The organism is Terrabacter sp. 01T434, from assembly GCF_056398545.1.
This window is the reverse complement of sequence record NZ_JBFTPP010000001.1, coordinates 864,396-889,337: the sequence shown is the minus strand read 5'-3', so window position 1 is coordinate 889,337 and position 24,942 is coordinate 864,396. Positions and strand designations below refer to the sequence as shown.

The 24,942-nt window shown below is 70.1% G+C and carries 24 protein-coding genes; 9 read left to right on the top strand and 15 right to left on the bottom strand.

Features of this window, described 5'->3' with window-relative positions; translation table 11 throughout:
• Positions 1–17: 17 nt before the first annotated feature.
• The 4 genes from AC1DIW_RS04230 to AC1DIW_RS04215 form a co-directional block, all read right to left on the bottom strand.
• Positions 18–1,439, bottom strand: coding sequence for a ferredoxin reductase family protein (locus AC1DIW_RS04230; protein ID WP_478106572.1), 1,422 nt, complete (start codon positions 1,437–1,439; stop codon positions 18–20).
• A gap of 122 nt (positions 1,440–1,561) precedes the next feature.
• Entirely contained in the window at positions 1,562–2,344 is a 783-nt protein-coding gene (locus AC1DIW_RS04225; protein WP_478106571.1) for a TSUP family transporter, read from the bottom strand.
• Complete coding sequence (locus tag AC1DIW_RS04220; protein ID WP_478106570.1) at positions 2,341–3,138, bottom strand: HAD family hydrolase; 798 nt, start codon at positions 3,136–3,138, stop codon at positions 2,341–2,343. Before AC1DIW_RS04220 ends, AC1DIW_RS04225 begins: the two co-directional genes overlap by 4 nt.
• On the bottom strand, positions 3,135–4,913 hold the full coding sequence (locus AC1DIW_RS04215; RefSeq protein ID WP_478106569.1) for a proline--tRNA ligase: 1,779 nt from the start codon (positions 4,911–4,913) through the stop codon (positions 3,135–3,137). The genes AC1DIW_RS04220 and AC1DIW_RS04215 overlap by 4 nt, the downstream gene beginning before the upstream one ends.
• A gap of 408 nt (positions 4,914–5,321) precedes the next feature.
• Here AC1DIW_RS04215 and mmsA point away from each other — a divergent pair, with 408 nt between their 5' ends.
• The 5 genes from mmsA (at position 5,322) to AC1DIW_RS04190 (ending at position 11,317) form a co-directional block, all read left to right on the top strand.
• A complete protein-coding gene (gene mmsA / locus AC1DIW_RS04210) occupies positions 5,322–6,869 on the top strand; it encodes a multiple monosaccharide ABC transporter ATP-binding protein (RefSeq protein WP_442279114.1) in 1,548 nt (515 codons plus the stop codon).
• A gap of 53 nt (positions 6,870–6,922) precedes the next feature.
• Positions 6,923–8,224, top strand: a complete 1,302-nt coding sequence (mmsB, locus tag AC1DIW_RS04205) for a multiple monosaccharide ABC transporter permease (protein ID WP_442278981.1) — start codon at positions 6,923–6,925, stop codon at positions 8,222–8,224.
• Positions 8,225–8,342: 118 nt separating this feature from the next.
• Entirely contained in the window at positions 8,343–9,446 is a 1,104-nt protein-coding gene (locus AC1DIW_RS04200) for a substrate-binding domain-containing protein (protein WP_442278980.1), read from the top strand.
• A 155-nt stretch (positions 9,447–9,601) separates the two neighbouring features.
• Positions 9,602–10,405 (top strand): methyltransferase domain-containing protein, encoded by an 804-nt coding sequence (locus tag AC1DIW_RS04195; RefSeq protein ID WP_478106568.1) that lies wholly within the window; start codon positions 9,602–9,604, stop codon positions 10,403–10,405.
• A gap of 63 nt (positions 10,406–10,468) precedes the next feature.
• On the top strand, positions 10,469–11,317 hold the full coding sequence (locus AC1DIW_RS04190; protein ID WP_478106567.1) for a GNAT family N-acetyltransferase: 849 nt from the start codon (positions 10,469–10,471) through the stop codon (positions 11,315–11,317).
• 4 nt (positions 11,318–11,321) lie between these two features.
• On the opposite strand, the gene AC1DIW_RS04185 is transcribed toward AC1DIW_RS04190, so the two are convergent.
• The 5 genes from AC1DIW_RS04185 to AC1DIW_RS04165 all read right to left on the bottom strand — a co-directional run bounded on the left by AC1DIW_RS04185 (position 11,322) and on the right by AC1DIW_RS04165 (position 15,983).
• The gene (locus AC1DIW_RS04185) at positions 11,322–11,732 is read right to left on the bottom strand and encodes a DoxX family protein (RefSeq protein WP_478106566.1); all 411 of its coding nucleotides are present in this window, start codon (positions 11,730–11,732) and stop codon (positions 11,322–11,324) included.
• Positions 11,733–11,756: 24 nt separating this feature from the next.
• The gene (locus tag AC1DIW_RS04180) at positions 11,757–12,623 is read right to left on the bottom strand and encodes a GNAT family N-acetyltransferase (RefSeq protein WP_442278976.1); all 867 of its coding nucleotides are present in this window, start codon (positions 12,621–12,623) and stop codon (positions 11,757–11,759) included.
• A 113-nt stretch (positions 12,624–12,736) separates the two neighbouring features.
• Positions 12,737–13,414, bottom strand: a complete 678-nt coding sequence (locus AC1DIW_RS04175; RefSeq protein WP_478106565.1) for a nucleoside/nucleotide kinase family protein — start codon at positions 13,412–13,414, stop codon at positions 12,737–12,739.
• Between the two features lies 1 nt (position 13,415).
• Entirely contained in the window at positions 13,416–14,576 is a 1,161-nt protein-coding gene (ispG, locus tag AC1DIW_RS04170) for a flavodoxin-dependent (E)-4-hydroxy-3-methylbut-2-enyl-diphosphate synthase (protein ID WP_478106564.1), read from the bottom strand.
• Positions 14,577–14,636: 60 nt separating this feature from the next.
• Positions 14,637–15,983: a M50 family metallopeptidase gene (locus AC1DIW_RS04165; protein WP_478106563.1), complete on the bottom strand. Its 1,347-nt coding sequence runs from the start codon at positions 15,981–15,983 to the stop codon at positions 14,637–14,639.
• Positions 15,984–16,158: 175 nt separating this feature from the next.
• Between AC1DIW_RS04165 and AC1DIW_RS04160 the strand changes: the two genes are divergently transcribed.
• Positions 16,159–17,076, top strand: a complete 918-nt coding sequence (locus AC1DIW_RS04160) for a hypothetical protein (protein ID WP_478106562.1) — start codon at positions 16,159–16,161, stop codon at positions 17,074–17,076.
• A 67-nt stretch (positions 17,077–17,143) separates the two neighbouring features.
• Here AC1DIW_RS04160 and dxr read toward each other — a convergent pair whose 3' ends face one another.
• Positions 17,144–18,343 carry a 1-deoxy-D-xylulose-5-phosphate reductoisomerase gene (gene dxr, locus AC1DIW_RS04155; RefSeq protein WP_442278971.1) on the bottom strand — a complete coding sequence of 400 codons (1,200 nt, stop codon included), beginning with the start codon at positions 18,341–18,343 and terminating at the stop codon, positions 17,144–17,146.
• 33 nt (positions 18,344–18,376) lie between these two features.
• Positions 18,377–18,898: a pyridoxamine 5'-phosphate oxidase family protein gene (locus tag AC1DIW_RS04150; protein WP_478106561.1), complete on the bottom strand. Its 522-nt coding sequence runs from the start codon at positions 18,896–18,898 to the stop codon at positions 18,377–18,379.
• Positions 18,899–19,001: 103 nt separating this feature from the next.
• Between AC1DIW_RS04150 and AC1DIW_RS04145 the strand changes: the two genes are divergently transcribed.
• From AC1DIW_RS04145 to AC1DIW_RS04135, 3 genes are read left to right on the top strand one after another with little or no spacing between them, the layout of a single operon-like run.
• Positions 19,002–19,460 (top strand): guanyl-specific ribonuclease, encoded by a 459-nt coding sequence (locus tag AC1DIW_RS04145; protein ID WP_478106560.1) that lies wholly within the window; start codon positions 19,002–19,004, stop codon positions 19,458–19,460.
• Complete coding sequence (locus AC1DIW_RS04140; RefSeq protein ID WP_442278968.1) at positions 19,457–19,804, top strand: barstar family protein; 348 nt, start codon at positions 19,457–19,459, stop codon at positions 19,802–19,804. Before AC1DIW_RS04145 ends, AC1DIW_RS04140 begins: the two co-directional genes overlap by 4 nt.
• A gap of 60 nt (positions 19,805–19,864) precedes the next feature.
• On the top strand, positions 19,865–20,233 hold the full coding sequence (locus tag AC1DIW_RS04135; protein ID WP_478106559.1) for a GYD domain-containing protein: 369 nt from the start codon (positions 19,865–19,867) through the stop codon (positions 20,231–20,233).
• A gap of 66 nt (positions 20,234–20,299) precedes the next feature.
• Here the strand turns inward: AC1DIW_RS04135 and AC1DIW_RS04130 are convergent, their stop codons facing one another.
• Genes AC1DIW_RS04130 through AC1DIW_RS04115 form a run of 4 tightly spaced genes read right to left on the bottom strand, consistent with a single transcriptional unit; the run spans position 20,300 to position 24,942 of the window.
• Entirely contained in the window at positions 20,300–21,316 is a 1,017-nt protein-coding gene (locus tag AC1DIW_RS04130; protein ID WP_478106558.1) for a DnaB-like helicase C-terminal domain-containing protein, read from the bottom strand.
• Between the two features lie 57 nt (positions 21,317–21,373).
• On the bottom strand, positions 21,374–22,843 hold the full coding sequence (locus tag AC1DIW_RS04125) for an NAD-dependent succinate-semialdehyde dehydrogenase (RefSeq protein ID WP_478106557.1): 1,470 nt from the start codon (positions 22,841–22,843) through the stop codon (positions 21,374–21,376).
• Between the two features lie 58 nt (positions 22,844–22,901).
• The gene (locus AC1DIW_RS04120; protein ID WP_478106556.1) at positions 22,902–24,149 is read right to left on the bottom strand and encodes a saccharopine dehydrogenase family protein; all 1,248 of its coding nucleotides are present in this window, start codon (positions 24,147–24,149) and stop codon (positions 22,902–22,904) included.
• Positions 24,150–24,168: 19 nt separating this feature from the next.
• On the bottom strand, positions 24,169–24,942 hold the full coding sequence (locus AC1DIW_RS04115; RefSeq protein WP_442279113.1) for an ABC transporter permease: 774 nt from the start codon (positions 24,940–24,942) through the stop codon (positions 24,169–24,171).

The following is a 24,942-nucleotide window of genomic DNA, read 5'->3' as shown; positions in this document are numbered from 1 at the left end:
GCGCAGGCCGCGCGGAGTCAGTAGGAGAAACGTTCGGAATGGACGGCGCCGTGCGGCACACCTGCCTCGTGGGCTGCGGCGATGACGGTGTCCATCCAGGCAGGGTTGCCGCAGACGTAGACGTCGCGCTCGGCGATGTCGGGGACGATCCGCCTCAACGCCTCGACGTCGGTGAGGTGCCGCGACTCGACGGGCAGCCAGCTGACGCGCTCGCGGTTGCGGTGGCCGACGACGGCGACGACACGGCCACCCTTGGCGCGAGCGAGATCCAACAGCTCGTCGGCGAGGACGATGTCGGACTGGCGGCCGACCCGGTAGATGACGACGACGCCGTCGGGTGAGGCGGGCAGCTCCTCGAGGATGGCGCGGAGCGGCGTGATGCCGATGCCGGCACCGATGAGCACCGCCTTGTCGCTGGTGCGGACCCCTGCGTGCAACCGGCCGTACGGCCCCTCGACGAGGACCTTGGTGCCGGGACGGAGCGTCGCGAGGCGCGCGCTCGAGGCCCCCACCCCCTCGGCCGTGATCCGGAGCGAGCGGCCGTCGGGGGCCGCCGAGAGGGAGTACGGGTTGCCGCGCGTCCAGCCCGGCCCGTCGAGGAAGCGCCACTGGAAGAACTGACCGGCGCGGACCGGCAGCCGGTCGAGGCGATGCCCCGTCATGACCACCGACGTCACGGTCGGCGACTCGGCGACGACCTCGGAGACGACCAGCCGGTGGCGGCTCGAGCGGATGAGCGGCAGGGCGACCCGGTAGACGAGGACCGCGACGAGCGCAAGGGCATAGAGGCCCCACCAGAAGACAGTGGCGGCGAGGTTCGCCTTGAAGTCCTGACCGGTCCAGAGCTGGTGCGGCAGCGCGAGGCCGGCGCCGAGGTAGGCGTAGAGGTGCAACAGGTGCCACGACTCGTAGCGCAGCTTCGAACGCGCCTTCTTCACCGAGGTGACGACCACCATGACGAGCGCGACGGCCCCCGCGAGGGCGAGGAGCATGCCCGGAGAGTGCAGCACCTGGTCGACGAAGGTGGCGATGACGCCGAGGTCGGTGCCGGCGCTGTAGCCGATGGTCGTGAGGACGATGTGGGCGACCATGAGGTTGAACGACGTGAATCCGACGAGCCGGTGCACCCGAGCGAGCTCGTCCTGACCCCAGGCCTGCTCGACGAACGGGACGCGCGCCATGAGCAGGACCTGCAGGAGCATGAGCACCGAGGCGACCAGGCCCGTGAGGCGGCCGACGTTCGTGACTCCCTCGCCGAGCGAGCCGAAGGCGGTCAGGCCACCACCAGCGACCCAGAGGGCGACGACGAACAGCGTGGCGCCCCAGGCGAAGCCGGCGGAGGCGTCCCTCCACCACCGGGGCGTCGGGGCGACGGCGTGTTGCTGCGACGAGGCCGGCACCGAGAGATCACGGCTCTCGGGGAGGGCGAGTGAGGTCATGGCACTCAGGTTGGGCCGTGACCCTGTGTGTGTGCTGTGTCACGGGGATGGCACTGGTGTGAGCGCTCGGCGTCCCGTGCGCCCGACCAGCTGGACGGTGAGCGGCCCCTCGACCGATCGGGTCACGGCCACCAGCCGAGGAGGCTGCCGCCGATCTTGAGGATGAATGCACTGACGATCGCCACGAACACCGCACGCACGAAGCCGCTCCCCTTCGCCACGGCGGTCCGGGCGCCCGCGTAGCCCCCGAGCAGGTTGGCCGATGCGATGACGAGCCCGACCTTGAAGAGGACGAGACCCATGGGCAGGAAGACCGTGAGAGCGCCGAGGTTCGTCGCGAAGTTCGCGATCTTGGCCTTGGCGCTCGCCTGGAGGAAGTTGTAGCCGAGCAGGCCGACGAGGGCGAAGACGAGGAAGCTGCCCGTTCCGGGGCCGAGCGCGCCGTCGTAGCCGCCGATGACGAAGCCAGTCAGCATCGCGAGCACCGTGTGCCGAGCGCCGTGGAACCGCCGGATGGATTCCTTGCCGAGGTCGGGCTTGAAGAGCGTGTAGCTCCCGACGAGCACGAGCAGCACGAGGATGATCGGGTTGAACGCCGACTTGGGGATGTGCAGCCCGATGAGGGCTCCCCCGATCGACCCGACGTAGGCGACGGCCGCCATCGGCAGGGCCGTGCGCAGGTCGGGGCGCACGCGTCGGTAGAAGGTCACCGAGCTCGTGGCGGTGCCGAAGATCGAGCCGAACTTGTTCGTCGCGAGCAGCTGCGCCGGCGACGCCCCCGGCAGCCCGACCAGCAGCGCTGGCAGCTGGACCAGGCCTCCTCCGCCGACGACGGCGTCGATCCAGCCGGCGACGAACGCTGCCGCTGCGAGGAAGGCGAGGGTGGTCAGGGTCGGGTCGCTCACGCCCCGGCGCCGTACGGCTCGGAGTCGTCGGTGCCCTCGTTCCACCGGGCGACGATGTCCACGACGTCGAGCAGCTCGTGGGCGACCGCGTCCGGCGCGGCCTCGACGGGCATGCGCTGACCAGCCGGGATGTCGGAGTGCGGCACGAGGACGGCGCGCATGCCGACCTGGTGCGGACCGTGGATGTCCTCGAAGAGGCGGTCGCCGACATAGACACTGCGCTCGGGCGCCACACCCACGGCGTCGCAGGCCGCGCGGAAGGCGTCCGGGTGCGGCTTGACGACGTGGATCTCGGACGAGTAGACGTCGGCGTCGAGCAGGTCCAGGACCCCGTCGCGCGCGAACACCTCACGATGGTAGGCGCGGCTCCAGATCGTGTTGGACAGCACTCCGACCCGAATGTCCATGCGCTGCAGGGTCTCCCAGAGTGGACGCACCTGTGGGTCGGTGTGGGTGTGGGGCTCCCAGAAGCGTTGGTATGCCGCGAGCGCCAGGTGATGCCGGTCGTGCTCGGGGTCGACGCCAGCCTCGGCCAGGATGGCGGCGAGCGAGGCGCTCTGGTGGCTATCGCGGCCCCGGCGCCACGCCCGGTCCTCCGCCTCGTGGATGCGCAGGGCGAGCGAGTCGGCCTCGGCCAGCTCGTCCAGGGGCATGTTCGGGTCATCGACGGCCAGCCCGTGCACGGTGCGCGCGTAGACGCGCCACTGCTGCGGCACGTCGACCTCGTGCCACGGGGTCAGGGTGCCGCCCCAGTCGAAGATCACCGCCTGGACGGGTCGCTCCGGTGCGGTCACGAGCGCTCGACCTCGGCTGTGACCTCGGCGGTGAGCGCCGCGACGGCGTCGTCGACGGCGACCTCGCGGCGCTCGCCGGTCCGGCGGTCCTTGATCTCGACCTTGCCCTCGGCCAGGCCGCGACCGATGACGAGGATCGTCGGGACGCCGATGAGCTCGGAGTCCTTGAACTTGACGCCGGGGCTGACGCCCTTGCGGTCGTCGACGATGACGGTGAGCCCCTGCACCTCGAGCTCACGGGCGATCTCCTCGGCCTTGACGAAGAGCGCCTCGTCCTTGCCCGCGGCGACGATGTGGACGTCGGCGGGCGCGAGCTCGCGCGGCCAGATGATGCCGGACTCGTCGTGGTTGCCCTCGACGACGCAGGCCACCGCCCGCGAGACGCCGACGCCGTAGGACCCCATGACGACCGTGACGAGCTTGCCGTTCTGGTCGAGCACCTTGAGGTCGAGCGCCTCCGCGTACTTCGTGCCGAGCTGGAAGACGTGGCCCATCTCGATGCCGCGCGCCGTCGAGAGCGTGTGGTCGCAGTTCGGGCAGGGGTCACCCGCCCGCACCTCGGCGGCCTCGATGGTGCCGTCGGCCGTGAAGTCGCGGCCCGCGACGAGGTCGATGACGTGCTGCCCGGCGACATCGGCACCGGTCACCCACCGGGTGCCCTCCGCAACACGGGGGTCGAGCAGGTAGCGGATGCCGCTCGTGCCCTCCAGCCCGAGCGCGCCGGGGCCGATGTAGCCCTTGACGAGGGCCTGGTTGGCGGCGAAGTCGGCCTCGGTGAACGCCTCGACCTCGGCCGGCTCGACCTGTGCGCCGAGTCGCTTCTCGTCGACCTCGCGGTCCCCGGGCACGCCGATGGCGAGCGGCTCGCGCGTGCCGTCGGGATTCACCAGGGTCACGACGACGTTCTTGAGCGTGTCGCCGGCCGCCCAGGGACGGTCCTCGCGCGGGAAGCGCTCGTTGAGGTGGGCGACGAGCGTCTCGATCGTCGGGGTGCCGGGGGTGTCCTCGGCGTGCGCCACAGGGACGCCGTCCCAGCCGACGGCGTCGGGCGCGGGCACGCGTACCGCCTCGACGTTGGCGGCATACCCGCAGCTCGTGCAGTGGACGTAGGTGTCCTCGCCGACCTCGGCCGTGGCGAGGAACTCCTCGCTCTTGCTCCCGCCCATGGCGCCGGCCATCGCCTCGACGATGACGTAGTGGAAGCCGAGCCGGTCGAAGATGCGGACGTAGGCCTCGCGGTGCAGCTGGTAGCTCTTGTCGAGCCCGGCAGCGTCGATGTCGAAGGAGTAGCTGTCCTTCATGACGAACTCACGGCCGCGCAGCACGCCCGCACGGGGGCGCGCCTCGTCGCGGTACTTCGTCTGGATCTGGTAGATCGAGAGCGGCAGGTCCTTGTAGGAGCTGTAGAGGTCCTTGACCGTGAGGGTGAACATCTCCTCGTGGGTCGGGCCGAGCAGGTGGTCGGCGCCCTTGCGGTCCTGGAGTCGGAAGATGTTGTCGCCGTACTCGGTCCAGCGGCCACTCGCCTCGAAGGGCTCCTTGGGCAGCAGCGCCGGGAAGAGCAGCTCCTGGGCGCCGATGGCGTCCATCTCCTCGCGGACGATCCTCTCGACGTTGCGCAGGACACGCAGGCCGAGGGGCAGCCACGTGTAGACACCCGGGCTCACGCGGCGGACGTAGCCGGCGCGGACGAGGAGGCGGTGGCTCGGGACCTCTGCGTCCGCCGGGTCCTCGCGAAGGGTTCGCAGGAACAGGGACGACATGTGCAGGACCACGGGTCTCCTCGTGTGGGCTCAGTACTTGGGTGCGGAACCTTGGCAGGATATCGGCCGCTGGGGGTGAGCCGTCGGCGCCCGGCTTGTCCGCATCCTGTCCGGACCGGACAGGATGCGGTCACGCACTTGACCGACGAACCGGGCGGCGGTTCAGTGACCCTGCCGGACGCCACCCAGAGCGTGTCCGGAGATCGTGACGTCCTTGTGACCACACGCCGCGGTGTTCCGCCACGTGAGCACGAACCGTACGGAACAATCGGGACAGGCGCGTGCGCCTGACGAAAACCACAAAGGAGTGTTGACGACCAGATGAGCACCCCCTCCATCCCGGCTCCTGGATCATCGAGCGCCGACGCGACGGGCGCAGCGGCCGACCCCGCCGCCCCGCCCGGCAGCGTCATCCTCGAGATGCGCGACATCACCAAGGAGTTCCCGGGCGTCAAGGCGCTCTCGAACGTGTCGATGGCAGTGCGCCGCGGAGAGGTCCACGCCATCTGCGGGGAGAACGGCGCCGGCAAGTCCACCTTGATGAAGGTGCTCTCGGGCGTCCACCCGGCGGGCTCCTACGACGGTGAGATCCACTTCGAGGGCCGGCTCTGCGAGTTCAACAACATCCGCGACAGCGAGCACGCCGGCATCGTCATCATCCACCAGGAGCTCGCGCTCATCCCGGAGATGTCGATCGCCGAGAACATCTTCCTCGGCAACGAGGCGGCCAAGGGCGGCGTGATCGACTGGCTCGCCACTCGGGCCAAGGCGCGCGAGCTGCTCGCTCGCGTGGGCCTCGACGAGGGGCCCGACACGAAGATCCGCGACATCGGCGTCGGCAAGCAGCAGCTCGTCGAGATCGCCAAGGCGCTGTCCAAGGACGTCAAGCTGCTCATCCTCGACGAGCCGACCGCCGCCCTCAACGAGGGTGACTCCCAGCACCTGCTCGACCTCATCGCCGGTCTGCGCTCCAAGGGCGTGACCTGCATCATGATCAGCCACAAGCTCAACGAGATCGAGCAGATCGCCGACTCCATCACCATCATCCGCGACGGCAAGTCGATCGAGACGCTGCGCGTCAAGGAGGACGGCGTCGACGAGAACCGCATCATCCGCGGGATGGTCGGTCGGGACCTCGAGTCGCGCTTCCCCGACCACACCCCCGAGATCGGTGAGGTCTTCTTCGAGGTGAAGAACTGGACGGTGCGCCACCCGAGCGTCCCGGACCGCCTCGTGGCCAAGCACAGCGACTTCTTCGTCCGTCGTGGCGAGATCGTCGGCTTCGCCGGTCTCATGGGCGCCGGGCGCACCGAGCTGATGCGCAGCCTCTTCGGCCGCTCCTACGGCACCTACGTCGAGGGCACCATCGTCAAGGACGGCAAGCAGGTTCGGCTCCGGTCCGTCTCCGACGCCATCGACGCCGGCCTCGCCTACGTCACGGAGGACCGCAAGACCCTGGGTCTCAACCTCCTCGACGACATCAAGCGCACCACGGTCTCGGCCCGTCTGCAACGCATCACCCGCGGCTTCGTCGTCGACGAGCGCGAGGAGTACAACTACGCCGAGGCCTACCGCAAGTCGCTGCGCACCAAGGCTCCCACCGTGGACGAAGGGGTCGCAAAGCTCTCCGGCGGCAACCAGCAGAAGGTCGTGCTCGCGAAGTGGCTCTTCACCGAGCCCGACCTGCTCATCCTCGACGAGCCGACGCGCGGCATCGACGTCGGCGCCAAGTTCGAGATCTACGGGATCATCCAGCGCATGGCCTCGGAGGGCAAGGGCGTCATCCTCGTCTCGTCCGAGCTCCCCGAGCTGATCGGCCTGTCCGACCGGATCTACACGATCGCCGAGGGCGCGGTCACGGGTGTGCTCTCCCGCGAGGAGGCGGACCAGGAGTCGCTGATGCGCCTCATGACCCGCCGCACCCATGGCGGCTCCCAGGAGACCACGCCCACGCGCGAGAGCGCGTGAGCGGCGCCCCGACACCTCCCCCATCCACCTTCGACACAGCCAGGACTGCACCCATGGACAAGGTCAAGAAGATCTTCGGTGGCGACACCCGTCAGCTCGGCATGATCTTCGCCCTCGTGGCGCTGATCATCTTCTTCCAGATCTGGACCGGCGGGCTGACGCTCACACCGGACAACGTCATCAACATCTTCCAGCAGAACTCCTACATCCTCGTGCTCGCCATCGGCATGGTGCTCGTCATCATCGCCGGTCACATCGACCTCTCCGTCGGCTCCGTCGCGGCGTTCGTCGGCATCTGCGTCGCCATCGCGATGCGTGACTGGGGACTCAGCTGGTGGATGGGCATCCTGTTCGGGCTGGCCCTCGGCGCGCTCGTCGGGGCGTGGCACGGGATGTGGACGGCCTACGTCGGCATCCCCGCCTTCATCGTCACGCTGTCGGGGATGCTCCTCTTCCGCGGTGCCAACCAGTACGTCGGCAAGTCCAACTCGGTGCCGGTCCCGGACGACTTCCAGGTCATGGGCGCCGGCTACCTCCCCGAGGTCGGACCCAACACCGGCTACAACAACCTGACCGTGCTCATCGGGGTGGTGCTCGCCGTGGGCATCGTCGTCGGTGCCGTGCGCAGCCGTCGCGCCCTCGTCAAGCTCGGCGCCGAGGTCGAGGACGCGTGGATCATGTGGGTGCGCCTCGGGCTCATCTGCGCCGCGATCATCGGTGCGACCCTGCTCTTCGGCTCGGGTCGTGCGGGCACGTCGTTCCCCATCTCCGGGATCATCCTCGCAGTGCTCGTGCTGCTCTACGGCTTCATCTCCAACCGCACCGTCATCGGCCGGCACATCTACGCCGTCGGCGGCAACCGCCACGCGGCCGAGCTCTCCGGCGTGAAGAGCAAGAAGGTCAGCTTCCTCGTCATGATGAACATGTCGATCCTGGCGGCCCTCGCCGGCATGATCTTCGTCGCACGCTCGACCGCCTCGGGCCCGTCTGACGGCGTCGGCTGGGAGCTCGACGCCATCGCGGCCGTCTTCATCGGTGGCGCCGCCGTCACCGGCGGTGTCGGCACCGTGGTCGGCTCGATCGTCGGAGGCCTCGTCATGGCCGTGCTCAACAACGGGTTGCAGCTCAAGGGCATCGGCGCCGACGCAACCCAGATGATCAAGGGCCTCGTGCTGCTCGTCGCCGTCGCCTTCGACGTCTACAACAAGTCGGCGGGCCGCGTGTCGATCCTCGGCTTGCTGACCACGAGCTTCCGACGGTCCGGCGGCGACGACGAAGACTCCTCGCCGCTGCCGCCACCCTCCGCGGCCACGGAGACCAGTCCGGTCTCCGAGACCATCCGCCAGTCCAGCTGAGCGGACGGCTCGGCCGCACCATCACCCCACGGACCACCCCACAAACCCGGTCAGGGCGCCGCCCGAGACCGAGCAGGATCCGCGCTCCGCTTGGACGCGATGAGAGGAAAGAGAGCACATGCGTACCTTCACCAAGGTGCTGGGCGTCACGGCTGTGGCCGCCCTTGTTCTGACCGGTTGCGGTCGGAACAGCGACACCGGCACGACGCCGGGCGCGTCCAACGGAGGATCCGCTGCCGCGGGCTTCCCCGCCAACGCGGTCATCGGCGTCGCGCTGCCGCAGAAGACGTCGGAGAACTGGGTGCTCGCCGAGCAGCTGTTCAAGGACGGCCTGTCCGCGGCCGGCTTCCAGGGCGACGTGCAGTTCGCCAACGGTGGCGTGTCGGAGCAGCAGAACCAGATCTCGGCGATGGTCACCAAGGGCGCCAAGGTCATCGTCGTCGGTGCCATCGACGGCTCGCAGCTGGGGTCCCAGCTCAAGGCCGCGAAGGACGCCGGCGCCACGGTCATCGCCTACGACCGCCTCGTGAAGAACACGCCCGCCGTCGACTACTACGTGGCCTACGACAACTTCAAGGTCGGCGAGCTGCAGGGCCAGGCCCTGCTCGACGGCATGGCCAAGAAGAAGCCCAACGGCCCGTACAACATCGAGCTCTTCGCCGGCTCGCCCGACGACGCGAACGCCCAGGTGTTCTTCGACGGCGCCATGAAGGTGCTCAAGCCGAAGATCGACGACGGCACCCTGAAGGTCGTCTCCGGCCAGAAGGACTTCAACCAGGTCGTCACGCAGGGCTGGAAGGCCGAGAACGCGCAGAAGCGCATGGACACGCTTCTCGCGGCGAGCTACACGAGCGCTCCCCTCGACGGCGTGCTGTCGCCCAACGACACGCTGGCCCGCGCGATCCTCACGTCGGTGAAGGCGGCCGGCAAGCCGACGCCGATCGTCACCGGTCAGGACTCCGAGGTCGAGTCGGTCAAGTCGATCATGGCGGGTGAGCAGTACTCCACGATCAACAAGGACACGCGCAACCTCGTCAAGGAGACCATCGCCATGGTCTCCGCCCTGCAGAAGGGGCAGAAGCCGACCGTCAACGACACCAAGTCCTACAACAACGGTGTCAAGGTCGTCCCGGCCAACCTCCTCCCGCCGGTCATCGTGACCAAGGAGAACGCGGCCGAGGCCTACGCGAACGACCCGACGCTGGCCCCGCTCACCAAGTGAGCTGACACAGCACGGTCACCGCACCACGGTGAAGGCCCGCCCCGTCCGGGGCGGGCCTTCGTCGTCCCCACGTCCGTCCCCGCGTCGACCTCGCGTCGACCTCGCGGACCCGGACAGCCGCCCCCCACCGAGTGCCGAGGGCGTAGCGTCGCGCCATGGCGGACGTCTACCTCCACGGGCACCACGCGAGCGTCCTCTCGGCGCACGGCGCGCGAACTGCGGCGGACTCGGCCGCCTACCTGCTCCCCCGGCTGCGAGACGGGATGCGCGTCCTCGACGTGGGCTGCGGGCCCGGCACCATCACCCTCGACCTCGCAGAGGCGGTCGCGCCGACGGGCGCCGTCACGGGCACCGAGAACGTCGAGGGCCCGCTCGAGCACGCGCGCCGCAACGCGGCCGCACGCGGTGACGCGCGCACGCAGTTCGACCTGGCCGACGTCAGGGACCTTCCGTATGCCGACGCCTCCTTCGACGTCGTCCACGCCCACCAGGTGCTCCAGCACCTCACCGACCCCGTCGGCGCCCTTCGCGAGATGGCGCGTGTGGCACGTCCCGGTGGTCTGGTAGCCGTGCGCGACGTCGACTACGCGTCGATGGTGTGGCACCCGGCGTCCGAGGGGATGACCCGGTGGCTCGGGGTCTACCGACGCCTCGCTCGCCTCAACCATGCCGAGCCCGATGCAGGGCGCCACCTCGTCGCCTGGTCACACGCCGCGGGGCTGACCCGACTCGAGCCGTCCGCCTCGCTGTGGACCTATGCGACGCCGGAGCAGTGCGCGTGGTGGGGTGGCACCTGGGCCCGCCGCGCGCTCGAGTCGACCTTCGCGACGCAGGCGCTCGAGCGCGGGCTCGTGACGCCCGACGACCTGGCGGCCATCAGCGCTGACTGGCAGGCGTGGTCGACGCACCCCGACGCGTGGTTCGCGATGACCCACGCCGAGGTGATCGCCCACGTCTGACTCCGCGGCCTCGGGCCGGGAAACGGTTCGCGAGGTGCGCTGCGGTTTTGCCAGAGTGGCCCCATGCCGCGATCCTCATGCGCCTTCACCCTGGTCGCCGACCCCGCCGAGGCACAGGCGCGCTTCGCGACCCTCGTGGAGCGTGAGCCGGAGGCGCTCAGCGTCATCGCGAGCGTGACGCAGGCCCTCGTCACCGATCCCAGCCGCTACGTCGAGCCGCGCTGGTGGACGGGCGCGGACGCGTCGGGTGAGGTCGTCGCCGCCTTCATGCACACGCCGCCCCACCCGCTGCACATCGCGCTGGCCACCGCTGACCAGGCGCGTGACCTCGCCGCGCTGCTCGCCGATGCGGGCGGCAGCCTCCCCGGTGTGGGCGGGCAGCAAACAGCGGCCGAGGCCTTCGCGGACGAGTGGGCCGCACTCACGGGCGCGACGTCGACGGTCTCCATGGAGGTGGGGCGCTTCGACCTGCCGACGAGACCACGCCTGGCCTTCGAGGTCAGCGGCTCCTTCCGGGCCGCCACCGACGCGGACGCACCGCTCGTCCATCGCTGGCACCAGCAGTTCGTGGACGCCATCGAGGGCGGCGGGCGTGCCGCGTCACCCCTGACACAGCACCTCGCCGACGGTCGGGTCGGACTCTGGGAGGACGACGGCCGACCGGTGTCGATGGCGTACGCCTCCCCCGCGAACGGAGGTGTCACACGCATCTCCGGCGTGTGGACCCCACCGGACCTGCGCGGACACGGCTACGCGAGCGGGGTCGTCGCGGCGCTCAGCACCGCGCGCCTCGACGCGGGTGAGGCGTGCATGCTCTACACCGACCTGGCCAACCCGACGTCCAACGCCATCTACCAGGCGATGGGATACCGCCGCATCGGTGACAGCATCAGCATCAGGTTCGACGCCTGACGTCTCAGCGCAGGACGCCGCCGGCACGCAGCGCCGTGCGGATCATCGGCCACTGCAGCGGCAACCGCGCGACGGTCGCCGCGAGATAACCCTGCCTCTTCGGATCCTCCGGGTCGCGGTCGAACCGACGCTTCGCCTGGCCCGTCATCGTGACGTTCGCCGGGAAGACGGCGACGAGCAGGGCAGCCGAGGCCAGACCCGCCACACGCCGGGTGCGTGGAAGGAAGAGCCCCACGGCACAGGCGATCTCGAGTGCGCCCGACGCATATACCAGCGTCCTGCGCGACGGCAGCTGCTTCGGCACCATCGCCTCGAACGGCGCGGGCTTGACGAAGTGCATCGTCCCCGACGTGAGGAAGAGGCCGGCCAGGGCGATGGCGTCCTTGCCGAGCGGTGCGTTCGTCGCGGTCTTCATGACCTCACCCTAGGGGCGTCGGCGCTAGAGCAGGACCGTGGTGAAGGCCCCGACCTCGTGGAAGCCGCAGCGGGCGTAGGTGGCGCGCGCCGCGGCGTTGAAGTCGTTGACGTAGAGCGAGACCTCGTCGGCCATGCTCGACAGCACCTGCTCGACGACGCTCGCCATGGCCGGCACCGAGAGGCCCCGTCCCCGCAGGCGTGGGTGCAGCCACACCCCCTGCACCTGGGCGCAGCCGAGGGCGAGCGAGCCGACGTCGGCCTTGAAGACGACCTCGCCGTCCTCGACCCTGACGAACGTGTGGCCCGCCCGGATGAGCGCGGCGATGCTCGCCCGATAGCTGCGGTCGGAGCCGAAGTACGGCGGGTAGCCGATCTCCTCGGTGAACATGCTGGCGGCGGCGGGCAGCACGAGGTCGACCTCGTCGAGGCGCGCGGGGCGCACGTCGGGATCGAGCGGGAGGCCGAGGCTCGACGGCATGTCGCGGGTGGTCAACAGCGGCTGGTGCGCGCGGATGGCACGGACAGGACCCCACGTGGGGCCGAGGCGGTCCCACAGGCCGATGACCTGCCCGCTCGGGCCGAAGATCGAGGCGCACTGGCGGCGCATCCGGATGATCCGCGCCGCCACAGCCGCCACGCCGTCCTGGTCGAGCTCGACCGGCACGACGTTGGCGCTGACCCACACGAGACCACGCAGCTCACCGTCGCTCCAATGGCCCAGGAGTGACCCGGGAGAGCTGCGGAGCGAGCCCTCGACGATGCGCGCCGCCACGAAGGCATTGGCCACGCGGTCACGCGCGCACACCTCGAGGGCAGCGTCGTGGTCGGCCCCGGACAGGGGCCGCACGGGAAGGCGTTGGCGGAGCACCTCCCCAGACTGCCTGCCCACGGCCCGGGTGTCACCCCGGCGCGCCCCACGAACGCGTCACAGCCCGCCCGGGGACCGCCCCTCGCCCGATCGAGCCAGCAGCTCGCGTTGGATGAACTGCTCTGTCGATCGAGTCAGCTGGTGGGGTGCAGGACCGGCCGGTCGAGGTCGGTGTTGTCGAGGACCCAGGTGGCTCGGGTCCGCGGGTCGGCCGCGGCGAGGTAGAGCCGCTGGCCGTCGACGTAGCGGCGGTTCGCCTCCGCCTCGGGATGCGGGTCGTGGTCGCCGGGGAAGCGCTCGTTGCCTCGGGGCACCGACACCTCGAAGGGCACGTCGAGCCACACCGTCGCGTCCCACACGTCGGCGAGCTCGGGTCGCTGCAGGAAGATCCCGTCCACGAGCAGCACCGTGTCCGCCGCGACGGCGACCGGGGCCGGGTGCACCGGCAGATCGGCATCCACGTCGTTGACGGCAGGCGTCACGGGCTCGCCTCGTCGGAACGGGTCGACGACCGCCCGGCGGAACGCGGCGTAGTCGTAGGAGTCCTCGTAGAAGGTCTCGGGTCCACGGCCGCGGGCGATGCGCTCGGCCTTCGGCCGGTGGAACCCGTCGATCGAGACGCGCACGACGTCGCGCGAGCCGGCCACGGCGCCGATCACCTCGGCGAGCTGGTCGGCCAGCACGGTCTTGCCGGCCCCGTCGAAGCCGTCGACGGCCACGGCGACGCGCTCACCCGGCCGGAGCGCGAGGACGCGGTCCGCGAGGTCCCCCAGGACGGCATACCTCACCGTCGCGGGGACGGGGGTCCGCACGTCAGCTGACGCTGACGCTGGGGGCTCCGGCCGAGTCCTCGTCCACGGGCTCGCCCATCTCCTCGGCGAGGCGCATGGCCTCCTCGATGAGGGTCTCGACGATCTGCGCCTCGGGCACGGTCTTGATGACCTCGCCCTTGACGAAGATCTGGCCCTTGCCGTTGCCGGACGCGACGCCGAGGTCGGCCTCGCGTGCCTCGCCGGGACCGTTGACGACGCAACCCATGACGGCCACGCGCAGCGGCACGGTCATCCCCTCGAGGCCGGCGGTCACCTGGTCGGCGAGCGTGTAGACGTCAACCTGGGCGCGGCCGCACGACGGGCACGAGACGATCTCGAGCTTGCGCGGTCGCAGGTTGAGGCTCTGCAGGATCTGGATGCCGACCTTGACCTCCTCGACGGGAGGGGCCGACAGCGAGACGCGGATCGTGTCGCCGATGCCGCGGGAGAGCAGCGCGCCGAAGGCGGTCGCCGACTTGATGGTGCCCTGGAAGGCAGGGCCGGCCTCGGTGACACCGAGGTGCAGGGGCCAGTCGCCGCGCTCGGCGAGCAGCTCGTAGGCGCGCACCATGACGACGGGGTCGTTGTGCTTGACCGAGATCTTGAAGTCGTGGAAGTCGTGCTCCTCGAAGAGGCTCGCCTCCCAGACGGCCGACTCGACGAGCGCCTCGGGGGTCGCCTTGCCGTACTTCTCCATGATCCGCTTGTCGAGGCTGCCGGCGTTGACGCCGATGCGGATGGAGACGCCGGCGTCCTTGGCCTCGCGCGCGATCTGCTTGACCTGGTCGTCGAACTGGCGGATGTTGCCGGGGTTGACGCGCACCGCTGCGCAGCCGGCCTCGATGGCGGCGTAGACGTACTTCGGCTGGAAGTGGATGTCGGCGATGACGGGGATCTGGCTCTTCCGCGCGATCGCGGGCAGCGCGTCGGCGTCGTCCTGGCTCGGGCAGGCGACGCGCACGATGTCGCAGCCGCTGGCCGTGAGCTCGGCGATCTGCTGGAGGGTCGCGTTGATGTCGGTCGTCGGGGTCGTCGTCATCGACTGGACCGAGACCGGGAAGTCGCTGCCGACGCCGACCTTGCCCACGTGGATCTGACGGGTCTGGCGACGGGGCGCGAGGACCGGCGGGGGCAGGGGCGGCATACCGAGGGAGACGCTCATCCCGCCATTATGACCGCCCTCGGGGGCTCCGCCCCCGAGCACCCCCGGGAAGCTTCCGCGTCAGCCGAAGAGCTTGATCGGCTTGACGATGTCGGCGTAGATGAGCAGCACCGACATGGTGATGAGCACGAGGCTCATGCCGTAGGCGATCGGCAGGCCCTTGGCGACGTCGACGAAGCCGGGGTCGGGGCGGTGGCGCAGGCGTGCCCAGCCCTTCTTGATCGACTCCCAGATCGCCCCCGCCACGTGCCCGCCGTCGAGCGGGAGCAGCGGCACGAGGTTGAAGACGAAGAGGGCGAGGTTGAGCGAGGCGATGAGCAGGATCAGCTGCGCGAGCTTCACCCAGTTGCCACCCTCGTCGGCCGGGATGTCGAGCGCGGCGACCTCACCGCCGATGCGGCCGACGCCGACGACGGAGATGGGGCCGTTGGGGTCGCGCGCCTCGGACCCGAAGGCGGCCTGCACGACGCCGGCCATCTTCTGCGGGATCTTGACGATGATCGATGCCGTGTCGACGAGGCGGTCCCAGACGAACTTGGGCGCCTGGATGATCGGGGTCCGGACGAGCTCCTGGCCGGGCGTGAGGCCGGCGAAACCCATCGACGCCAGGACGAGCTTGCCGTCCTTGGCGATCGGGTTGCCCTGGTCGTCGTAGGTGGCGCGTTCGATGACGGCCGGCGTGATCGAGATCCGCACCTGCTGGTCACCACGCTGGACGACCCACGCCATCGTCTTGCCCTTGCTGTCGCGGATCGCGGCGGTGACCTGGTCCCACGAGGTCACGGGGCGGCCGTCGACGGAGACGATCCGGTCGCGTTCCTGCAGTCCCGCCGCCTTGGCCGGTGCGACGGGGTCCCCGGGCTTGCACTGCGGCTGCGGCACCTGGAGGGTGGGCGCTGCCGTCGGCACGCAGGACGACAGGAGCCCGACCTTGGGGGCGACCTGCGGCAGACCGTAGATGGTGATGACGCCGGTCAGGAGCACCGCTGCGATGACGAGGTTCATGACCGGGCCGCCGAGCATGATGACGACCTTCTTCGCAGGATGCAGCTTGTAGAAGACGCGGTCCTCGTCGCCGGGCTGGACCTCCTCCATGGAGTCGGCGCGGGCCTGGTCGACCATCTGGCTGAACCGGCCGGTCGAGAGGGTGCGCAGCTCGCCGGGCTTGTCACCGGGGCGCGGCGGGAGCATCCCGATCATGCGGACGTAGCCCCCGAGCGGGATCGCCTTGATGCCGTACTCGGTCTCACCGCGCCGGCGTGACCAGACCGTGGGCCCGAAGCCGACCATGTACTGGGTCACCTTGACCCCGAACTTCTTGGCCGGCACGAGGTGGCCGATCTCGTGGAGGGCGATGCTGAGCGCCACGCCGACGACGACGACCAGGACCCCTAGGAAGAACAGCACCCGTTCATTGTCACACCCCGTCCCTGTGAAGCCGATTCGATGTATCTATGCGGCCCCTGTGCCGCGCAGATACATCGAACGGGGTGGATCCACAGCCCTTGGCCACAGGCCTCGGTTGTCCACCGCCGGGCACGACCCCGCCACTCGCCGCAGTGACCACCCGCATGGTGGGCTGGTGGAGAGAATCGCACGTCGCCGCCTGGCCCTCGAGCTCGCCGAGCCCGCGGACGGAGTCGTCTCGAGGGCAATGCTCGCGGCGGCCGGGGTCACTCGACACGACGTCCGCTGCGAGGTCGAAGGCGGACGGTGGCGTCTGCACGGGCGCCAGACGGTGGCCGTGCACAACGGCCCGCTCGGCGTCGTGGCTCGGCGATGGACCGCCGTCTTCGAGACGGGCACCACCATCGCCGCGGTCGACGGCGTGACGGCGCTGCAGCACGCCGGACTCGCCGGCTTCGAGGACGACGACATCCACGTGTCGGCCGTCCACAACCACAACGCCGATCGGCTCCCAGGGGTCACGGTGCACAAGGTCATCCGCCGGGTGTCCGGCGAGCTCACCCCTGGCGGCCTGCCTCGGACCTCCTCCGAGGTGGCGGCGGTCCGGGCCGCTCACTGGGCGAGGTCGGACCGACAGGCTGCCCTGGTTCTCCTCATGACCGTGCAGCAGAGGCTGACGACTCCTGCTCGGCTCGCCGCCGCGCAACGCGTCGTCCGCGGCCGCACCCGCCGCGCCTTCGTCAGGGCGGTCGTGCGTGACATCGCCTTCGGTGTGCAAAGCCTCGGAGAGCTCGACTTCGCCCGGCTATGTCGATCTCGCGGCCTCCCGGAGCCGTCGCGCCAGGTCGTGCGCCAGACGCCGGGGGGCCGCATCTACCTCGATGTCGCCTGGGACGGCTACGACCTCGTGGTCGAGATCGACGGGGCCCAGCACCGCTGGGGCACGGCCGTGGCCTTCGACAACCTGAGGCAGAACGACGTCACTCTCTCGGGCGACCGTGTGCTGCGGATCGACATCATCGGCCTCCGCCTCGAGACCGACCGCTTCCTCGACCAGGTCGAGCGCGGTCTCGTCCACCGTCGCGCCGCGTGAGCGGCTCTCCGGACCGCCGGTTCGATGTATTTCCGAGGCCCCTGGGCCTCGGAAATACATCGAACCGTCAGGAGGTGCGCGCGGCGGCAGCCCGCCGAGCCCAGGTGTCGGCCGCGAGGACGTCGTCGAGCGTGAGGTCGGTGACGTGCGAGGCCGGCTCGGCGGCATACGCCTTCACGACCTCGGCGACGGTGTCGACGATGTCGACGAAGCCGATGCGGCCGTCGTGGAACGCATCGACCGCAACCTCGTTGGCGGCGTTGTAGACGGCCGGCCACGTGCCACCCGCCTCGCCCACCCGGCGGGCCAACGCGACCGCCGGGAAGGCCTCGTCGTCGAGCGGCTCGAAGTCCCACGACTGCGCCCGGGTCCAGTCGACCGGCACGTCCGCGTCGGCGAGCCGCTCGGGCCAGCTCATCCCCAGCGCGATCGGCACGAGCATCCGCGGCGGACCGGCCTGGGCGATGGTCGAGCCGTCGACGAACTCGACCATCGAGTGGATCATCTGCTGCGGGTGCACGACGACGTCGATGCGCTCGAAGGGGATGTCGAAGAGCAGGTGCGCCTCGATGACCTCGAGCCCCTTGTTGACGAGGGTGGCCGAGTTCGTCGTGATGACGCGGCCCATCGCGAAGTTCGGGTGCGCGAGGGCCTGCTCGGGCGTCACGTCGGCCAGCTCGGCGCGTGAGCGTCCCCGGAACGGACCACCGCTCGCGGTGACGACCAGGCGGCGCACCTCCGCCGCGCGACCGCCGCGCAGGCACTGGGCGATCGCCGAGTGCTCGCTGTCGACGGGCACGATCTGGCCGGGCGCCGCGATCGCCTTGACGAGCGGGCCGCCGATGATGAGCGACTCCTTGTTGGCGAGCGCCAGCGCGGTGCCGGCGCGCAGCGCGGCGAGCGTCGGCTCGAGGCCGATGGCGCCGGTGATGCCGTTGACGACGACGTCCGACTCGCGCGCTGCGAGGGTCGTGCTCGCGCCCGGGCCGACGAGTAGCTCGGGGTCGTATGCCGTCACGCCCGCCGCGTCTGCCGCGGCCGCGACCGCTCGCGCCAGGTCCTCCTGCGTCCCGCTCGCCACCGCGACGACGGGCACCCGCAGCGCCACGGCCTGCTCGGCGACGAGCTGGACGTTGGCGCCGGCCGACAGACCGACGACCTCGAAGCGGTCACGGTTGCGGTGGACGAGGTCGAGGGCCTGCGTCCCGATCGAACCGGTGGAGCCGAGCAGGACGATACGGCGAAGGCGCGTCGGGGTGTCAGTCACCCCGGCATTCTCGCGCAGGCTCCCACTCGGCGGTCAGGTGGTCACTCCTCGTGCCCGGAGCAGCTCGTCGCGCTTGAAGGCGTAGGCGACGGCCCACGTCATGCGGAGGCGGTACATGCGGATGTCGTCGCCCCACGAGTACGGGCTGCTGCCGTAGTGGGCGGTCCAGTGGGCATCCACCTCGTCGCGCTCGGGTCCCGGCGCGATGAGCTCGGCGTGGCCGTGGCTGAAGAGCGCGAGGTCCTCGCCGTCGATGTGGGCGACGCTGACCGCGGGCCGCGCGGCGAGGTGTCGCGCCTTGGCGGAGTCGCCCGACGTGCCGAACGTCCACGTTCCGTGGAGGAAGTGTCCGTCGAGGGCGCTGATGCGCGGCTCCCCCGCCGCCGTGACCGTGGCGACCGCGAGCACCTTCATGCCGGTCAGCAGAGCGACGAGCTGCTCGGCGGTGAGGGTGCGGTCGTCGTCGATGATGCTGCGCAGGTGCCCCGTCGACCTCGCGTGCGAGGCATCGAGCAGGGCCTGCAGGACAGCTGTCTCCTCCGGTGTCTCCAGCATCCTCCGACGCTAGCGCCGGCTGCCGACGTTCGACCCGGGTCCGCCCAGTGCAGTGGAGCAGTCAGGGGACTCGCGCCGTCACCCCTTCGGGCATGATGGCGAGGTGAAGTCGCTCGGCTCGCGTCAGGTCCTGCTCGGTGTGCTCGCCGTGGCCGTCGTCGTGCTCGCCTGGGTCGTCGTCCGCGCCACGCAGGCCCCGTCCACGTCTGCGGGACAAGGAGCGGTGGCCAGCGCCACCTACACGCTCGGCCCTCTGGGCACCGACCCGGACTCGAGGCGTGCGTGGGTCGCCGAGTCGGCACTCCCCCCGCAGGCCCTCGACACGTTGGCACTGATCCGCGCCGGCGGGCCTTTTCCCTACCCGCGCAGCGACAACCAGGTCTTCGACAACCGGGAACGCCTGCTACCGCTGCACGCCCGCGGCTACTACCGCGAGTTCACCGTCGTGACACCGGGATCGGACGACCGCGGTGCCCGCCGCATCATCACGGGCAGCAGCGGCGAGAAGTACTGGACCGACGACCACTACGCATCGTTCAGCCGGATCAGGGAGGGCACGTGACGACGTTCCTCGGCACGCACAGCGAGCCCGACGACCACATCGCACAGCTGCGCTGGCTGGGTCACGACGTGCGCATCGTCTCGGGCGGCGACGACAAGGCGGGTGTGCTCGACGCCTTCGCGACGGACCTCGAGCTGCCCGACTGGTTCGGGCGCAACTGGGATGCCCTCGTGGACGCCCTGCGCGACCTCGACGCCCCACGGGGGGTGCCGATCGAGCTCGTCTGGGACCACGCGGCCGCCCTGCGCGAGCGCGACCGCGACGCCTTCGACACGGTCGTCGAGATCCTCGAGCAGGTCGCCGACGAGCGCGACGACCTCCTCATCACCGTGGTGACCCGGTGACCCCGGCACCCACGGAGCCGCCGGGCTAGCCCTTTTGCCGGAGGCGCGAGCGACAGCGCTGTGCAAGCGTGGCTCTCCTACCCGAATCGGCAACGAGGGAGAGCGCAATGCCCCGTTACATGTACATACGCCCGCTACGACAGCGCCGGGGTCCAGGGTGTCCTGGCCAAGGGCGGCTCTGCCCGGGCGGCAGTGATCGAGAAGGCAGCCGCCGATGCGGGTGGCCGCATGGTGACGTTCGACTTCGCCTTCGGCGAGGACGACGTCTACACCCTCTGCGAGCTGCCCGACAACAAGGCCGCTGCCGCGGTGGCTCTGGCCGTCAACTCCACTGGTCTGGCGCATGTCCGGACCGTCGTCCTGATCAGCCCCGAGGACGTCGACGCCGCCTCGAAGCAGCAGGTCAGCTACACCGCCCCTGGCAGGTGACGTCCGCCCGCGAGACCGCGGGGCACGCCCTCTCGGCGGGACGGCATACGCCGTCGGGAGTGGGCCTCAGGAGACGAAGACGCGGTCGTCGATGAGCCGCTCGGCGATCTCCTGTCCCGCCGTGTGGAAGCGGCCGTGCTCGAAGTCCTTGGCGAACTCGAGCTCGACGTGAGCCTTGCCGTGACGGTTCTTCTCGACGCTGACCACTGACCAGCCGCGGAAGCGCTGGATGTTGCCGAGGTCGTAGACGAGGTGCTCCCGCGAGACGACGTCGACCTTGTCGTTGACGATGAGGACGACGTCGGCCTCGTAGGCCAGCGCCGACGACCCGCGCAGGTCGTGGGTGCGCATCCGGTGCCCGACGGCGTGGGCCGCCTTGTCGGCGGCCGAGATCGCCAGGACGGGCACGCGGGCCGAGAGCGCGAGGTCCTTGAGGCCCTCGGCAGCCGCAGTGATCCGGTCGCTCTCCTCGGCGCGGTCGACGGGCAGCTTCTGGATGTAGTCGAGCAGCACGAAGGGCGCCTGTCCCGTCGCCTTCGTGACGCGGTCGACGGTGGCCCAGACCTGCTCGAGCGTCGTCGTCGCCCCGGACGACTCGTGGATCTGGAGCCGGTCGCCGTATCCGACGAGCGCGGCTTGGGCTCGCGCGCCGCCGCTCAGGCTGCCGAGGACCCCGTCGAGCGATCCGGCGTCCACGGCGTTCTCCAGCGCGAGACGCACGTCGATGACTCCGGCCACCTCGCCCGGGTCGCCCTCGGCGGCCTCCATCGAGATGAGCCGCTCCAGCAGGGTGTGGCTGTCGTGCTCATAGGAGAAGACAAGGGCGCTCCCACCGGCGGCGACGACGTTACGCGCCATCTGCACACCGAGCGTCGTCTTGCCGTGCCCGGCCGGACCGCCGAGCAGGACGAGCTCACCGGAACGGAAGCCGCCCGTCAGGAGGGTGTCGAGAGCCGGGAAGCCGGTCGACCACACGCGCGCCCCGGCAGGGAGGCCGCGGCGCAGGACGTCGTCCGTCTCGTTGAGCAGGGCGTCGAGCGGACGCAGGGTTCCCGCGTCACGAGGACCGGTTGGAGTGACCATGCGCAGATTGCACCACAACGCACCCCCGCGCTGGGCCGGATCAGCGAATGTCCAGCGTCAGAGGGCGATTCCGACGTACTTCGTCTCGAGGTACTCGTCGATGCCCTCGAAGCCGCCCTCGCGCCCTACACCGGACGCCTTGACCCCGCCGAAGGGCGCCGCCGGGTTGGAGACGATGCCCTGGTTGACACCGACCATGCCGTACTCGAGGGCCTCGCTCATCGTGATGGCACGCGAGAGGTCCTTGGTGAAGAGGTACGCGACGAGGCCGTACTCGGTGTCGTTGGCGAGGCGGATCGCCTCGGCGTCGGTGCGGAACGTCGTGACCGGTGCGACCGGGCCGAAGATCTCCTCGCGGGCCATGTCGGCGTCGTTGGGCACGTCCGCGAGCACGGTCGGCTCGTAGAACCAGCCGGCGCCGTCGGGCGCCTTGCCGCCCACGAGGACCTTCGCGCCCTTGGAGACCGCGTCGTCGACGAGCGCCGAGACCTTGTCGCGGGCCTTCTCGTCGACGAGGGGGCCGACGTCGACGCCGTCCTTGGTGCCCTTGCCGAGGGTGAGCGCGCCCATCCGGCGGGCCAGCTCGGCGCTGAACTCGTCGGCGAGCGACTCGTGGACGTAGAAGCGGTTGGCGGCGGTGCACGCCTCGCCCATGTTGCGCATCTTGGCGAGCATCGCGCCCTCGACGGCCTGGTCGACGTCGGCGTCCTCGAAGACGAGGAACGGCGCGTTGCCGCCGAGCTCCATCGACACGCGCAGGATCCCCTGCGAGGCCTGCTCCATGAGCGATCGCCCGACCGGGGTCGAGCCGGTGAAGGTCAGCTTGCGCAGGCGCGGGTCGCGGATGAGCGGCTCCATGACGTCTCCGGTCGTGCCGTGCGTCGTCATGACGATGTTGAGGACGCCGTCGGGCAGCCCGCATTCGCGGAGCAGCTCAGCGAGGGCGAGCATCGTCAGCGGCGTCTGGCTGGCCGGCTTGACGACCATGGTGCAGCCAGCGGCGATGGCAGGGCCGATCTTGCGCGTGCCCATCGCGAGCGGGAAGTTCCAGGGGGTGATCATCAGCGTCGGGCCGACGGGCTGCTTCATCGTCATGAGTCGGGTCGCGCCGTTGGGGGCGGTCGACCAGCGGCCCGAGATGCGCACGGCCTCCTCGGAGAACCACCGGAAGAACTCGGCGCCGTAGGCGACCTCGCCGCGGCTCTCCGCGAGCGTCTTGCCCATCTCGAGGGTCATGAGCATCGCGAACTCGTCGGCACGCTCGGTGATCTTCTCGTATGCCGTCCGCAGCAGCTCGCCGCGCTCGCGCGGCGCCGTCCGGGCCCAGTCGCTCTGTGCCGCCACGGCGGCGTCGAGCGCGGCGCGACCGTCGGCGACGGACGCCGCGGCGACATGGGTGAGGACCTTCCCGGTCGACGGGTCGTCGACGGCGATCGTCTCGCCGTCGCTGCCGTCGCGCCACTGCCCTCCGATGAGCAGGCCCTTCGGGACCGCGTCGATCACTGACTTCTGCGTCACCGCTGCCATGCCTGAACCCTATTCCTCTCCTGGTGGTCGTCGTCGGCGGCCCGTGGCGGGCGCCCCGTCAGCGCTCGTCGATGCCCCACGGGGAGCCGTAGCCCGCGGGCTTGTCGGCGGCCAGCAGGTCGAGGAACGGGAGGGCGTCGAAGGCCTCGGGGCCGAGCACACCCGCGCCACTCCACGTGCCCCGGGCAAGCAGCTCGAGCGCGACCACGGGGTTGACCGCCGTCTGCCACACCACGCACTGCGCGCCATAGGCCGCCATCGTCTCGGCGTTGTCGACGACGTGGTAGAGGTACGTGCGACGCGGCCGGCCGTCCTTGCCCGTGCCGGTGACGAAGAGGCCGGCGCACGTCTTGCCGGTCATCCGGGGCCCGATGGTCGCCGGGTCCGGTAGCGCAGCGGCCACGACGTCACGTGGCGAGACCTGCACACCCTTGACGGTGATCGGCGAGGTCTGGTCGAGACCGAGGGTGTTCAGCACCTTGAGGATGGTGATGAACTCGTCCCCGAGGCCGTACTTGAAGGTGACCCGCTTGGCGTCGACCCAGCGCGGCATGAGGAGCACCTCCTCGTGCTCGACGTTGACGCACTCGACCGGCCCGATGCCCTCCGGGAAGTCGAAGACCTCCGGCTCGCTGAAGGGCGCGGTCGTGAACCAGCCACGGTCCTTCTCCCAGACGACGGGAGGGTTGAGGCACTCCTCGATCGTCGTCCACATCGAGAAGCTCGGCGCGAAGACCTCGTTGCCCTCGTCGTCGTGCACCGCGAGGTTCGCGCCGTCCCGCGTGCCCAGCTCGTCGATCTCGTCGAAGAGGTGGTCGGCGGCATACCGGGCGAACACGTCGGAGAGGCCTGGCTCGACGCCGATGCCGACGAGCGCCAGGCGGCCGTCGGCCTCCCACTCCCCTGCCACCGCGAACTGCTCGTCCCCGAGCATGACGCCGACCTGCTCGAAGGGTCGCTCGGGGTGGCGCTGGGACAGGCTCATCGCCATGTCGAGATAGTCGGCCCCGGCAGCCTTGGCGCCATTGAAGATCGGCATGTTGAACTTCGGGTCGACGGCGTTGAAGACGTGGGTGGCGGCATGCTCCCGGGCCAGTCTCGTCACGGCCTCGGCCGATGAGGCATCGACCTGGGCCGCCACGAACCGGGTGTCTGCCGGATGTCGCACGGCCACGGCAGCGACGGTGCGCTCGGCCCGCGCCACGTCGTAGTCGGCGACGACCCAGGTGTCGAAGAAGGCACGCTCGGCCGCGATGCGCGCGGCGGCGTCACCGACTCCACCGGAGCCGATCATGAGGACGCGCAAGGCAGCTCACTCCAGGGGGTCAGGCCGACGCCCCGCGACGTCGACTGCCGATGACCTGGGCAGCGATGACGCAGAGGACGGCGATGAGGAACATCGAGAACCCGATGACGTTGGCCTGGGCCGGGATGCCGCGGGTGTAGGAGACGTAGACGAACTTCGGGAACGTCGTCTCGTTGCCGGAGACGAAGTTGGTGATGATGAAGTCGTCGAAGGAGAGCGAGAACGACAGCAGGGCCGCCGCGACGATGCCCGGGAGCGCCAGCGGGAAGGTGATCCGCAGGAACGTCGTCCGCGGGTTGGCATAGAGGTCCGAGGCAGCCTCTTCCAGGCGTGGGTCGAGGCTCTGCAGCCGCGCCTTGACGGTGACCACGACGAAGCTGATGCAGAACATGATGTGCGCGATGACGACCGTCCAGAAGCCGAGGTCCATGCGGAATCCCTGGATGAAGATCGTCAGCAGGCTCGCGCCCAGCACCACCTCTGGGGTGGCCATCGGGAGGAACACGAGGATGTTCGTCGAGCCGCGGCCACGGAAGGAGTAGCGGACCAGCGCGAACGCGATGAGCGTGCCGAGGATCGTGGCCACGAGGGTGGCGATCGTCCCGATCTTGATGCTCTCGACGAGCGCCGGGCAGACTCCGGGCGCACCACACGGGTTGGCCCAGTGCTTGAGCGTCGGGCTGCCTTCCGGGTTCCACGTGATGTTGGACCGGCGGTAGTTGTTGAAGGAGAAGACGAACGTGTAGAAGACGGGCAGGAACAGGTAGACGAGCACACAGACGGCGATGATCAT

Bases quoted from the DNA above. Each gene is read 5' to 3' on its own strand.
- AC1DIW_RS04230 (WP_478106572.1), bottom strand. From the start codon at position 1,439: ATGACCTCACTCGCCCTCCCCGAGAGCCGTGATCTCTCGGTGCCGGCC.
- mmsA (WP_442279114.1), top strand. From the start codon at position 5,322: ATGCGCGACATCACCAAGGAGTTCCCGGGCGTCAAGGCGCTCTCGAAC.
- mmsB (WP_442278981.1), top strand. From the start codon at position 6,923: ATGGACAAGGTCAAGAAGATCTTCGGTGGCGACACCCGTCAGCTCGGC.
- AC1DIW_RS04200 (WP_442278980.1), top strand. From the start codon at position 8,343: ATGCGTACCTTCACCAAGGTGCTGGGCGTCACGGCTGTGGCCGCCCTT.
- AC1DIW_RS04195 (WP_478106568.1), top strand. From the start codon at position 9,602: ATGGCGGACGTCTACCTCCACGGGCACCACGCGAGCGTCCTCTCGGCG.
- AC1DIW_RS04190 (WP_478106567.1), top strand. From the start codon at position 10,469: ATGCCGCGATCCTCATGCGCCTTCACCCTGGTCGCCGACCCCGCCGAG.
- AC1DIW_RS04185 (WP_478106566.1), bottom strand. From the start codon at position 11,732: ATGAAGACCGCGACGAACGCACCGCTCGGCAAGGACGCCATCGCCCTG.
- ispG (WP_478106564.1), bottom strand. From the start codon at position 14,576: ATGAGCGTCTCCCTCGGTATGCCGCCCCTGCCCCCGCCGGTCCTCGCG.
- AC1DIW_RS04150 (WP_478106561.1), bottom strand. From the start codon at position 18,898: ATGCTGGAGACACCGGAGGAGACAGCTGTCCTGCAGGCCCTGCTCGAT.
- AC1DIW_RS04130 (WP_478106558.1), bottom strand. From the start codon at position 21,316: ATGGTCACTCCAACCGGTCCTCGTGACGCGGGAACCCTGCGTCCGCTC.
- AC1DIW_RS04125 (WP_478106557.1), bottom strand. From the start codon at position 22,843: ATGGCAGCGGTGACGCAGAAGTCAGTGATCGACGCGGTCCCGAAGGGC.
- AC1DIW_RS04115 (WP_442279113.1), bottom strand. From the start codon at position 24,942: ATGATCATCGCCGTCTGTGTGCTCGTCTACCTGTTCCTGCCCGTCTTC.